Annotated in this window: 11 protein-coding genes; 5 read left to right on the plus strand and 6 right to left on the minus strand. The window is 70.8% G+C overall.

Annotated elements, in window-relative coordinates:
* Window positions 1–69 precede the first annotated feature (69 nt).
* A complete protein-coding gene (locus P6897_RS14025; protein ID WP_282501542.1) occupies window positions 70–1,197 on the plus strand; it encodes a glycoside hydrolase family 6 protein in 1,128 nt (375 codons plus the stop codon).
* 80 nt (window positions 1,198–1,277) lie between these two features.
* Window positions 1,278–2,339 (plus strand): response regulator transcription factor, encoded by a 1,062-nt coding sequence (locus P6897_RS14030; protein ID WP_282501543.1) that lies wholly within the window; start codon window positions 1,278–1,280, stop codon window positions 2,337–2,339.
* A gap of 21 nt (window positions 2,340–2,360) precedes the next feature.
* Here P6897_RS14030 and P6897_RS14035 read toward each other — a convergent pair whose 3' ends face one another.
* The 3 genes from P6897_RS14035 to P6897_RS14045 all read right to left on the minus strand — a co-directional run bounded on the left by P6897_RS14035 (window position 2,361) and on the right by P6897_RS14045 (window position 5,506).
* Window positions 2,361–3,857: a glycosyltransferase family 2 protein gene (locus P6897_RS14035; protein WP_282501544.1), complete on the minus strand. Its 1,497-nt coding sequence runs from the start codon at window positions 3,855–3,857 to the stop codon at window positions 2,361–2,363.
* A 126-nt stretch (window positions 3,858–3,983) separates the two neighbouring features.
* Window positions 3,984–4,745 (minus strand): fructose 1,6-bisphosphatase, encoded by a 762-nt coding sequence (locus tag P6897_RS14040; protein WP_282501545.1) that lies wholly within the window; start codon window positions 4,743–4,745, stop codon window positions 3,984–3,986.
* Window positions 4,746–4,873: 128 nt separating this feature from the next.
* Window positions 4,874–5,506 (minus strand): hypothetical protein, encoded by a 633-nt coding sequence (locus tag P6897_RS14045; RefSeq protein WP_274179213.1) that lies wholly within the window; start codon window positions 5,504–5,506, stop codon window positions 4,874–4,876.
* 59 nt (window positions 5,507–5,565) lie between these two features.
* Between P6897_RS14045 and P6897_RS14050 the strand changes: the two genes are divergently transcribed.
* From P6897_RS14050 to P6897_RS14060, 3 genes are all read left to right on the plus strand, one after another.
* The gene (locus P6897_RS14050; RefSeq protein ID WP_282501546.1) at window positions 5,566–7,359 is read left to right on the plus strand and encodes a DUF4012 domain-containing protein; all 1,794 of its coding nucleotides are present in this window, start codon (window positions 5,566–5,568) and stop codon (window positions 7,357–7,359) included.
* Window positions 7,360–7,370: 11 nt separating this feature from the next.
* Window positions 7,371–7,922 (plus strand): cell wall protein, encoded by a 552-nt coding sequence (locus P6897_RS14055; RefSeq protein WP_282501547.1) that lies wholly within the window; start codon window positions 7,371–7,373, stop codon window positions 7,920–7,922.
* Window positions 7,923–8,144: 222 nt separating this feature from the next.
* Complete coding sequence (locus P6897_RS14060) at window positions 8,145–8,708, plus strand: hypothetical protein (protein ID WP_282501548.1); 564 nt, start codon at window positions 8,145–8,147, stop codon at window positions 8,706–8,708.
* 92 nt (window positions 8,709–8,800) lie between these two features.
* Here the strand turns inward: P6897_RS14060 and P6897_RS14065 are convergent, their stop codons facing one another.
* From P6897_RS14065 to P6897_RS14075, 3 genes are read right to left on the minus strand one after another with little or no spacing between them, the layout of a single operon-like run.
* The gene (locus P6897_RS14065; protein ID WP_112617802.1) at window positions 8,801–9,469 is read right to left on the minus strand and encodes an endonuclease/exonuclease/phosphatase family protein; all 669 of its coding nucleotides are present in this window, start codon (window positions 9,467–9,469) and stop codon (window positions 8,801–8,803) included.
* A 32-nt stretch (window positions 9,470–9,501) separates the two neighbouring features.
* The gene (gene truA / locus P6897_RS14070) at window positions 9,502–10,335 is read right to left on the minus strand and encodes a tRNA pseudouridine(38-40) synthase TruA (RefSeq protein ID WP_282501549.1); all 834 of its coding nucleotides are present in this window, start codon (window positions 10,333–10,335) and stop codon (window positions 9,502–9,504) included.
* Window positions 10,336–10,339: 4 nt separating this feature from the next.
* Window positions 10,340–11,224: a PfkB family carbohydrate kinase gene (locus P6897_RS14075; RefSeq protein ID WP_282501550.1), complete on the minus strand. Its 885-nt coding sequence runs from the start codon at window positions 11,222–11,224 to the stop codon at window positions 10,340–10,342.
* Window positions 11,225–11,345 lie beyond the last annotated feature (121 nt).

Raw genomic sequence — 11,345 nt, forward strand, 5'->3', positions numbered from 1 at the left:
GCCCCAGGGTATCGGCCACGGCGGACCGGCACGATGGGCCTCGCGGTCGCCAGCGGTTAGAGTCAGTCCGTGGCACAGCGACCCGGCTCCGATGCATCGCATCCCGATGCCGGTCGCGATGCCGGCCCCTATGTCGTGAGCGGCCACTACGAAGCGCCGCCGCGTCCCGAACGGCCCGCACCGCCTCGGCCCCCTCGCCGGCGACGTCGGCTGCCTCGCTGGGCATGGATCGCGATCATCGTCGCCGCCGTCGCCCTCATCGTCGCCGGGATCGCCCTGGCGGTCTCCCTCGTGATGGGCGGGGTGCAGGCGCTCACGGCGAGACCCCCGGGCGTGGGCACCGCTTTCGTCGCGCCCGCGGAGTCGAAGGCCGCGCGCGCCGTCGCCGAGGGCGGCTCGGCCGACGAGGTCGCCGCCGCCCGGTACCTCGCCGCCCAGCCGACGGCGTACTGGCTCACCCCCGAACAGGACCCCATCGGCGAGGTCGGCGAGCGCGTGCTCAACATCGCACAGGAGGCCCGCGAGACGGATACGGCGATGGCCGTCGTCGTCTACGGCCTCCCCGGACGCGACTGCGGCAATCACTCCGCGGGCGGCCTCGACGAGGCGGACTACGAGACGTGGACGACGCAGATCGGCACGGCCCTGCGGTCGGTTCCGGACGTGAAGAAGGTCGTCATCGTCGAGCCCGACAGCCTCGCGCTCGCGCCCCAGTGCGGCAACGTCGACGAACGCGTCGACCAGCTGCGCGGCGCCCTGGGGCGCCTCACGGGCACGGACACCTGGGTGTACGTCGACGGCGGGCACTCGAACTGGCTCGGGGCCGACGCGATGGCCGAGCTCGTCGAGCGGGTCGCGGTCTCGGGCGTCCGCGGCTTCGTGACGAACGTGTCGAACTTCAACGACACGTACGACGAGTTCGCCTACGCCCACGCCCTGTCTGATCGGCTCGGCGGCATGCACGCCCTCGTCGACACCTCGCGCAACGGCGCAGGCGCTCCCGGTGACGACGAGTGGTGCAATCCGCCGGGACGCGCCGTGGGCGACCCGAGCGGCACCTACGGCGACGACGTCGTCGACACGAACCTGTGGATCAAGCCGCCGGGAGAGAGCGACGGGCCGTGCAACGGCGGCCCGGACGCCGGCGTGTGGTGGCCCGCCGGGGCCGTCGAGCTCACCCGCGGCGTCGCGCCCTGACCCGCCGACCGCGCCCGGGAACTACCTCGTCCTTTGCGTGTGGCAAAATAACCCGAACCTGAGGGAGACGAGTGTCGAGCATGATGTCCGAGCAGCTGAAGACGGCGGTCATCGTCGAGGACGATCCCGACATCCGCCATCTCCTCGTCGAGGTGCTCGAGGCGGCCGGCTTCTCCACCGTCTCGGTGGGCAACGGCATCGACGGCATCCAGGCCGTGCTGTCGTACCGCCCGCTGCTGACGACCCTCGACGTCAACATGCCCGGCATCGACGGCTTCGAGGCCGCCCGCCGCATCCGCGCCCAGAGCGACACGTACATCATCATGCTCACCGGCCTGTCCGAAGAGGCGGATGTCGTCCTCGGTCTGGGCTCCGGCGCCGACGAGTACATCGTCAAGCCGTTCCGCCCGCGCGAGTTCCGTGCGCGCGTGGACGCGCTGCTGCGACGCCCGCGCGCCGCCGCGCCCCAGCAGACTCCGCAGCAGGATTCGGTCGGCCCCTCCTTCCCGGGTGCCCGCCCCGCGGCCTTCACCCCGGCGCCACCGCCGGCACCGGCACCGGCACCCGCCGAGGCTGCGCCGATGTCGTACGAGGAGTACCTCGCCCGTTTCCCCGGCGCGGCCCCGCAACAGCCGATGCCGCAGCAGCCCGCGCCGCCCCAGCAGGTGCCGCCCCAGCAGGTGCCACCGCAGCAGGTCATCGTCCACCACCCGAGCGACGCCCCGATGCCCGCCCCGGTCCCGACGGCCGGCGCCGACCTCGTCGTCCACCAGCCCGCCGGCGACCTCGTGCCGGCCGCGGGAGAGCACTGGCTCGCGCACCGCGACCTGCAGGTCGACACCGACACGCGGCTGGCCTACGTGTCCGGACGCGAGCTGGACCTCACGCGCACCGAGTTCGATCTACTCTCGACCCTGATGGCCTCGAAGCGCCGCGTGCGGTCGAAGGCCGACCTGACGCTCGTCCTGCGCGGTGAGTCCTACGTCACGAGCTACTTCGTCGGCGAGGCGGACAAGCGGGCGATCGAGGCGCACATGACGAACCTGCGCCGGAAGCTCGGCGACAACCCGACGACCCCGCGCTACATCGAGACGGTTCGGGGCGTCGGGTACCGCATGACGTCGGAGAACGCAGCGGTCTGATCGCTCAGACCGGCATCCGGTTCAGACCTTGTAGCCGTTCTGACGACGGACGAGCTTCGAGAACATCAGCAGCGTCTGCAGCACGGTCACGACGCCGACGATCGGCCATCCGATCCACAGGATCGACGACTGCGCGACGGGTCCGATGAGGTTCCAGACCACGGCCATCGCCAGCAGCACGGCGGCGAGGATGACCATCGGCATCCAGTGACCGATGCTGCCGCCACCGCTCTCGGCCTTGGCCTGCATCGCCCAGTTGTCGACCTTCTTCTTCGACAGGAACCGCGACCACGAGCGCATGAAGTGGCCGAGCCTGATCCACATGAACGCCTCCGCGGGGAAGACGAGGATCGCGAAGAGGATGTCGCGCTGGTTGTGGTCCTTGATGCTGCGGGCCATGCGGAGGTTCAGCAGCACGGCGACGAGCGGCGGGATCAGCCACAGCGGCGAGAAGACGAACGCGCTGATCGACAGCGAGCCGGCGAGCAGGATGAGGAACGCGACGCGCACGAACAGGTTCGTCAGCATCCCGAAGTTCTCGAACCAGCGCAGTCGCAGGTTCGGGTGGAAGGGCTGTCCCTTCGTGTCGCCGCGCTGGCCCGGCCACATCAGCTCGATGGCGCCGTAGGTCCACTTCACCTGCTGCGCGTCGTACCCCTTGAGGGTCGTCATGCCGCCGACGTTGGCGCGGGCATACGGGCTGATCTTCGTCAGGTAGCCCGCGCTCTTGATCTGCAGCGACAGCAGCGAGTCCTCGACCTCGGAGTCCTTCACCCAGGGCGTCGACTGGTGGTTCTGCTTCATCGCGTCGCGCAGCGCGTTCGTCGAGAAGATCGAGAACTGCCCGCCGAGGACGGCCATGTTGCGTCCGCGCAGCAGGTTCTGCATGTTGAAGGCCGCGAACTGCGTGCGCTGACCGGCGATGAGGAACTTGGCGATCGTTCCCTTGATGGGCTTGTCGTCGATCGAGTAGATGGCCGAGATGCCGCCGATGCGCGAATCGCCGACCGCCTCCGACTCCAGGTACTCGACCGCGCGCCGGTCGGCGATCGTGTCGCCGTCCACGCCGAGCAGGTAGTCGTACCCCTCCACGAGCGAGTAGCCGTAGTTGAGCGCCCCGACCTTCTTGTCGGGGTTCTTGCCGATGTCGTGGACGAAGACCTCGGTGAACTGCGTGCCGAGCTCGGTCGTGACCTCGTGCGGCCCGGCGTACCCGGCCGCGATCTTCACCGTGTTGTCGGAGGTGTTGTTCGCGATGACGTGGATGACGTCCGGCACGCGCGTCTGGGCGAGCAGGCCCTCGATCACGTCGGCGATCGACTCCTCCTCGTTGTACGCCGGGATGACGCAGCCGATGGTGGAACGGTGGACCGTCGTGTTCTCGAGGACCGACTCGAAGTCGTCGGGGAACGCCGTCTCGAAGTGGTCGGCCAGCTGCACCGGCGCCTGCGGGGCGGGGTGCTGCTGCTGGCCGAACGCCGGGCTGGGCGTGTACGGCGTGTACGGCGTCTGAGTCATGCGGTCACATCCTGTGCGAGGTGATGGGCGGCTGTTGCCCGCCGGGATCCATTCTGGAACGCGCCGTGTTCAGAGAGGACGAAGTCAACCGCAATTTCTGCGCAAGGAATTCGGGGCGTCTGACGGTCAGGGAGTCGCGGTGGGAGCCGGCGCGGGAGCGGCATCCGCCGCCTGCTCCTCGCTGGAGATCGCGACCGGCAGGTACTGGTACACCGTCTGCTGGGTGAAGCTGGCGTCGTCGTTGGCGTTGCCCTCGACCCAGACGGTCATCGCGAACTCGAGCGTCATGCCGTAGGTGTCGGCCGGCAGCCCGTGGATGACCGTCTCGGGCACGTAGAGCCCGCCCTGGAAGCTGTTGAGCAGCAGCCCGCGGTCGGAACGGATCGTGTCACTGGGAACGAGCGTGCGCGGGTCGGCGCTGAACTGGAACGGGCTCTGCACCTGGCCCGAGGTCTGCGCGGTCTGCGAGGTGATCGAGATCGACGAGATGAACACGCGTCGCTTCTGCGAGAGGACCGACTTCTCGTCCACGCGGTTGTCGTGGACGTTGACGGCGAAGCCGAACGTCTTCTCGGCGCCGGGAGTCCACTCCTGCGTCCGCTTGGGGTCCTGAGCCCACACGTCGAGTCGAAGCTCGAGGTCCTGCGCCACGTCGGAGGAGAGCGAGACCGACCCGTCGTAGGTGAACTGCGAGTTGAAGGCCATGGCGGGCGACTGCGACGGCGCGGGGGCCGGAACCGCCGACACCGGCTCGCCCTGGACCGAGTTGATCATCCCGGTCAGCTGCGAGCAGCCCGACAGGGCGACGAGCGAGAGAGCGATGGCGCCCGCCGACACGGCGGTGCGGAGGGCACGAGTGCGGGATGCGGGTGTGCGGCGCGGAGACATGGCAGACCGGATTTCTCAAGGCGGGACCAGCGTCGGATGCCGCGGGCCTCGCCATACAAGCACCCCGGCCGACGCGATCCCGGCCGCTTTCCGATCTCTTCAGGTTGCCTTGCGGCGACCTTGAGGTTTCACCCGCCGTCGGCCTCGGATGCCGCCGCGATCGCGACGGTGATGCTGTCGGTCGCGGTCTGCTTCGCGAACTCGTCGGAGGTCGGCGTCGTCTGCACGAGGAAGTCGTAGGTGAACCGGATGGTCACGAACGTCGCCTCGGGCGGAACCTCTCCGACGTAGAAGGTCTGCGAGTAGCTGTAGGGCGAGAGCACGAGGTAGCCCGGGTTCGTGGCCGACTGGTCCGACGTCGGCGCGAGCGGGCTGAGGTCGCCCTGGGCGTTGCCGGGGACGGCGATCATCGTCGCCTTCTGCAGGTAGACCTTCTGTCCGTCGTCGGGACTGACGGTGGTCACGAGCGACAGGCTGACCGGTTTGAGGGCGGTCGCCGACCACCGATCCATCGACAGGTCCGACCAGTAGTTGAGCGACCCGGTCACGGCGCCGGCAGTCACCTGGCGCTCGGTCGACCCGCTCGAGAGGTCGTTCGGCACCGGTGGCGGTACGGCGGTGCGCGAGACGCTCGGAGAGGGCGCGGGACTGCTCGCGTCGCCGCCGTCACCGGACGGGAGGTTCCACGGCGCGGGCCCGCATCCCACGAGAGCCACAGCCATCACCGCTGTCGCGGCGGCCGTCCCCCAGCGTCGCTTCATCGAGTCCTCCGCTTCCTCTCGCAAAGTGTACGCACGCCCCCGCCCCTTAGAGTGATCGGGTGCGCACCGCTGACCAGCCCCGCCCTCTGCGCCGGACGCAGCTCGTCTTGGCAGCCTTCGCCGGGGCGCTCCTGATCGCCCTCGTCGCGATCGCCGCGTGGGTCGGGGTGCGCGGCGCCCTCGCCTACGGCGAGCTCCGCGAGGTCGAGGCATCCGCCCGCACCGCCGTCGATCTGATCGCCGACCCCGCGGCGGCCGCACCGCACATCAACGACGTCGCCGACCACGCCGAGCGGGCGCGCGAGCTCACGTCCGACCCGGTCTGGTCGCTCGTCGAGGGCACCCCCTGGGTCGGGCCTCAGCTCCACGCCGTCGGCACGATCGCCGCGGCGGCCGATGACATCGCGCGTGATGGCCTCCTCCCGCTCGCCGATGTCGCGTCGGCCTTCTCGCCCGATTCCTTCCGACCGGTCGACGGCCGCATCGACACCGCCGTGTTCCGCGAGATCGCCGAGCCCGCCCGCGCCGGCGCCGACACCGTGGCCGCCGCGGCGGCATCCGTGCGGGCTCTCGACGACACCCCCCTCATCGGCCCGGTGCGCGCCGCCGTCGACGACGTCACCGACCTCCTCGACACGGGCGCCACGGCAACGGACGCTCTCGCCCGCGCCGCCACGCTCCTGCCCGCGATGCTCGGCGCCTCCGGCGAACGCAACTATCTCTTGGCGTTCCAGAACAACGCCGAGTGGCGCTCGACGGGCGGCATCGTCGGCGCGATGGCGATCGTGCGCACCGTCGACGGCCGGATCGAGCTGGCGGGCCAGGCCTCGTCCTCGGATTTCTCGAACTTCGGCGAGCCGGTGCTCCCCCTCGATGCCGAGGTCGAGCGCATCTACGAGACCCGTCCGGGCCGCTACATCCAGAACGTCACGCAGATCCCCGACTTCTCCGTCGGCGGCCCGCTCGCGCGAGAGATGCTGCTGCGCCAGACCGGGCAGAGCGTCGACGGCGTGATCGCGACCGACCCCGTCGCCCTGTCGTACATCCTCGACGCCACGGGCCCCATCGAGCTTCCGACGGGCGATGTGATCTCCGCCGACAACGCCGTCTCACTGCTCCTGAACGACGTGTACGCGCGCTACGAGAGCCCGCGCGAGCAGGACGCGTTCTTCGCCTCGGCGTCGGCAGCCGTCTTCGAGCGGCTCGCGGCCGGCGGCGCCGACCCGGCCAAGCTGATCGCCGCGCTCGGTCGTGCCGGCGACGAGCGACGGCTGCTGCTGTGGAGCGCGATCCCGGAGGACCAGGCGGTCCTGGCCGACACGACGCTGGCGGGTCCGCTGCCGACCACCGATGCCGACACCGCCGGGTTCGGAGTGTTCCTCAACGACGGCACCGGCTCGAAGATGGACTACTACGTCACCGCCGACACCCGTCTCGCCTGGGACACGTGCGCGGTGGGTGGCGACGGGCGCACCTCGTCGCCCGTGACGCTCGAGGTCACGATCGCGAACAACGCCCCGGCGGATGCCGCGACCTCGCTCCCGTCGTACGTCACCGGCGGCGGCAGCTTCGGCGTTCCCGCCGGCGTCGCCCGCACCGTCGCCTACCTGTACCTGCCCGAGGGCTACGCCCTGTCGTCTGCGGCCCGATCCGACGGCGCGGGCTTCGGCGGCGGCTCGCACGCCGGGCGCCAGGTGATGGTGTTCTCCTCCGATCTCGCGCCCGGCGAGTCGGTCACGGCCACCGTGAGCGTGGTCGCGCAGGGCGGTCCGACGACGGCGAAAGCCGCCGTCACCCCGACAGTCGACGCGGACCGGCCTACCGTTGTTGTCGCTCGTTGCGGCGACGCATAGACTCACCGATCATGCGCCGCACCGTCTCCCTCGTCGCCGTCGCGACTCTCGCCGCCGCGATCATCGCGCTGCCGGCCGCGGCGTCCGCCGCCACCGGCGCGACCATCTACCCGCCGACGAACTCCTGCACGACCACGCCGAGCGCGTTCGTCGCCGGCGGCACGGTCGAGTTCGCCTGCGCCGAGGGCACGTTCGGTCCGGAAGAGGCCGTGACCATCACGGTCCGCGGCGAGAACGGCGCCGGCGTCACGTTCGCACGCGTCGCCTTCGCCGTTTCCACCGGCAGCACGGTGCGCGAATCGTCCGCGGAGGGCGCGCTCGCCCCCGTGGCCCTGACCTTCCCCTCCGACGCGGTCGGCGTCTACAACATCGAGGCGATCTCGGCATCGTCGGCCGGCGGCACCGCGAGCGCCTCGGTCGTCGACGCGGCCGGTCTTCCCGCCACCGGCGGCGACGCTCGCACGTCGCTCGGACTGTGGGTCGGCGGCGGCGCGCTCGTGGCCGCGGGCGCGACGATCGCGCTCGCCTCCGCTGTGCGCCGCGCACGCGACGCGCGCATCTGATCGCACCCGACGCGCCGTCCGCACCCCGAATCCGCGTCTTTCCGCATGCACGGCGCGCCGCCGGGCATCCGGATCGCGAAATGTTAACGCGATCGCAATGTTCCAGCTTGCATCAGAGGCCCCAGACCCTGAATACTTGCTATGACCACTCCTGACGTAATCCTTAGTATTACTTCTCCGTTGGGTGTGAGCCTCCGGATGACCCCAAGGAAAGCAGGACTCATGAAGAACCGTCTCATCAAGGCGGCGGCGGCCTCGGCCATCGCAGCAGCGGCTGTCTTTGCAGCCCCCGCCATCGCCAACGCTTACACCCCGGCACCCGTGGGCGGCTCGTCCGTCACCGTCACCGCCGGCGGCACCGCGACGATCGCCTTCAACAACTTCGACCCGAACGAGACCGTCACCGGCACCCTGACGGGCGAGAACGCTGCTGCGGGCAGCGTCGCGTTCGTCAAGTTCGCGGTCACCTCGACCAGCACCACCAAGGCTGCCAACGCGGCCGGTGAGGTCGCCTTCCAGGTGACGCTCCCCGCGAACGCGAGCGGCGAGTACACGCTCACCGCCGACGGCGCCGTCTCCGGCGCGAGCAGCGTCACCATCGCCGTTCCGGCCGCCGCCGGCGGCACGGGCGGCACCGGTGGATCGGGCACGCTGCCCGCCACCGGTGGCGACAACGCCGCTCTCCTCGGCCTGTGGATCGGCGGTGGCGCTCTCGCCCTCGCCGGCGGCAGCATCGCCGTGGCCAGCACGGTCCGCCGTCACCGCAACGGCGAGGCCGCTGCCTGATCAGGCGCAACGCATGATCGGATGCCCCGGAGCTTCGGCTCCGGGGCATCCGTCGTTCTCGGCGCGCTTCGGGCGTCTCAGACCGGTTCAGCTCAGACCGGTTCAGCGCTGACCAGGATCGGCAGGTGGTCGCTTGCCCCCTGTGGCAGCGTCTGCACCCGTGAGATGTCGAACCCGACGCTCGTGGCGAAGTCGTAGTGGCCGCGGAAGAACTTGTACCGCGTGTAGGTGCGGGCATCGCTGAGCGTCAGCTCGTACCCCTGCTTGCGCACCACCTGTCCGAGGTTCTCCTTGAAGACGGGGTAGTTGTAGTCGCCGACCATGAGGATCGGCAGGCCCGCGCCGAGTTCGGACAGCGCACCGAGCGCCGCCTGGATCTGGTTGCGTCGCAGCGAGTTGAGCGCCGTCAGCGGCGCCGCGTGGAAGCTCGCGACGATCAGGTCGCGCCCGTCGTCGATATCGCGGAGCCGAACACCGAGCATGCGCTCCTCCGCGGGCTTCAACACGCGGTCGTGCAGCGACTTCTTCAGCGCGAGCGAACGCACCTCGACTGCCCGGTAGGTGTTCTCGCGGTAGTAGACGGCGAGCCCGAGACGGTTGCGGGCCGTCGCATCGGCCAGCCGCAGGCCGCCGATCCGATCCGGGATGCCGCTGGTGTCGGCCTCCTGCAGGCACAGGACGTCGGCACCGTGCTGCTCGACGAGCTCCGAGAGCTCGGATGCGGCGCGGTGCTTGCGCAGGTTGTACGAGATGACCTTCATGGTGCCGCCAGGCTACGCCCGCTTCCTTTCGGTCAGGTGTCTGTTGCGCGGCGGGCGCGGGTCTGCTCCGCCCGCGCCGCGAGGAGGTCGTCGGCGGGGTACCCGACCTCGGTGAGGGTGAGCCCGCGAGCGGCGAGCACCGCGAAGGCGCTGGTGCGGTGACGCTCGTCGCGCAGCGCCGCCACATCCTCGATGTCCAGCCGCCCCTCGCCGACCGCGACGCAGGCTCCGACGAGCGCGCGGACCATGCTGTGGCAGAACGCGTCGGCCTTGACGTTCGCGACCAGCACGCCGCTCTCGTCGCGCCGCCAGTCGAACTCGAGCAGCGTGCGGATCGTCGTCGCCTCGGGGCGCGGCTTGCAGTAGGACGCGAAGTCGTGCAGCCCGGTGAGGCTGCGGGCTGCGGCATCCATCGACGCGTTGTCGAGAGCGACGGGCACGAACGTCGTGCGGAAGCGCTCGAGCGGGTCGTATCCGGTCGTCCGGTCGGCGACCCGATAGGCGTACCGTCGCCAGACCGCCGAGAACCGCGCATCGAAACCGGCGGGTGCTTCCGACGTCGCCCGCACGTGCACGTCTGCGTAGCGTCCGAGCACGCCGTTCAGCCGCCCGGCGAGGGCGGCCGGTTCGGGGTCGCGTCCGCGTTGCAGTCTCGCGGCCTGCGCCTCGCTCAGGTCGAGGTGCGCCACCTGGCCCGACGCGTGGACACCGGCATCGGTGCGCCCGGCCACGACGAGCTGAGCATCGCCGCCGAGGACCCGGCTGACGGCGGCCTCGATCGACCCCTGCACGGTGCGCAGACCGGGCTGGCGCGCCCACCCCGAGAAACCCGATCCGTCGTAGGCGATGTCCAGTCTCAGGCGCACCCGATCAGTCTTCCAGCTCTGCGCGCGAGGGCGGGTTCGCCCCCGGCCGCGACACCGTGATCGCCGCGGCGCGCGCAGCGGTCCGCATCGCCTGCGCGAGCGCTTCGCCGTGGGCCGGCGTGCCGCTTTCGACGAGGGTGACGATGAGGCTCGCCATGAACGAGTCGCCCGCGCCGATCGTGTCGGCCACGGTCACGGCGACCCCGGCGACCTCGACGATCGCACCGTCGGGCGCCCGCCCGATCGCTCCCTCTCCCCCGCGGGTCATGACGACCGCCGAGGCGCCGAGGTCGGCGATGGTCTCGAGCACCGTCCGCGAGTCGGCGCCGGGCCAGAGCCACGCGGCATCCTCGTCGCTGAGCTTCACGAGGTCGGCCGCGGCGGCCGCACGCGCGAAGCGCGCGTGCGCGCTCTCGCGCGAGCCGACGAGCGCCGGACGGATGTTCGGGTCGACCGTGACGACGGCGTGACCACGGGCCGACTCGAGGGCCGCGAGACAGGTCTCTCCGCCCGGGTCGAGGAACAGCGCGATCGATCCGGTGTGCACGAGGACGGCATCGCCACGGGGAGCGGGCTCGACGACGCCGGCGACCTCGAACGTGTACTCCGCCGAGCCATCGGGGCGGATGCGGGCGCGCGCCGTGTCGGTGGCGGCGTCGGTCCACGACGCCTCGGCGATCACGGCGCCGGCCTCGCTCACGTGGCGGGCGACCCGCTCACCGCGCTCGTCGCGTCCGAGCCGCGTCGCCAACCGGGCGGGGACGCCGAGTCGGGCGACGCCCACCGCCACGTTCGCCGGGCTGCCGCCGACGTGCTCGGTCACACCATCGTCGGTCTCGACGATGTCGACCAATGCCTCACCCAGCACCAGCACCTCGGGAGCGCCCATGTTCCACCTGTTCTCACGACACGGTCCGCGCGGGATCCGCGCCTCTCCTCCGGTCTACCACATCACCCTCAGGCACCCGCTCTACACTGGGAGGCTGCCGCCGCCCGTCCCCCCCCGACGA

The sequence above is a fragment of the Microbacterium sp. BDGP8 genome (assembly GCF_029991045.1).
Taxonomy (GTDB): Bacteria; Actinomycetota; Actinomycetes; order Actinomycetales; family Microbacteriaceae; genus Microbacterium; species Microbacterium plantarum.

Bases quoted from the DNA above. Each gene is read 5' to 3' on its own strand.
- P6897_RS14030 (WP_282501543.1), top strand. From the start codon at position 1,278: ATGATGTCCGAGCAGCTGAAGACGGCGGTCATCGTCGAGGACGATCCC.
- P6897_RS14035 (WP_282501544.1), bottom strand. From the start codon at position 3,857: ATGACTCAGACGCCGTACACGCCGTACACGCCCAGCCCGGCGTTCGGC.
- P6897_RS14040 (WP_282501545.1), bottom strand. From the start codon at position 4,745: ATGTCTCCGCGCCGCACACCCGCATCCCGCACTCGTGCCCTCCGCACC.
- P6897_RS14045 (WP_274179213.1), bottom strand. From the start codon at position 5,506: ATGAAGCGACGCTGGGGGACGGCCGCCGCGACAGCGGTGATGGCTGTG.
- P6897_RS14055 (WP_282501547.1), top strand. From the start codon at position 7,371: ATGCGCCGCACCGTCTCCCTCGTCGCCGTCGCGACTCTCGCCGCCGCG.
- P6897_RS14060 (WP_282501548.1), top strand. From the start codon at position 8,145: ATGAAGAACCGTCTCATCAAGGCGGCGGCGGCCTCGGCCATCGCAGCA.
- P6897_RS14065 (WP_112617802.1), bottom strand. From the start codon at position 9,469: ATGAAGGTCATCTCGTACAACCTGCGCAAGCACCGCGCCGCATCCGAG.
- P6897_RS14075 (WP_282501550.1), bottom strand. From the start codon at position 11,224: ATGGGCGCTCCCGAGGTGCTGGTGCTGGGTGAGGCATTGGTCGACATC.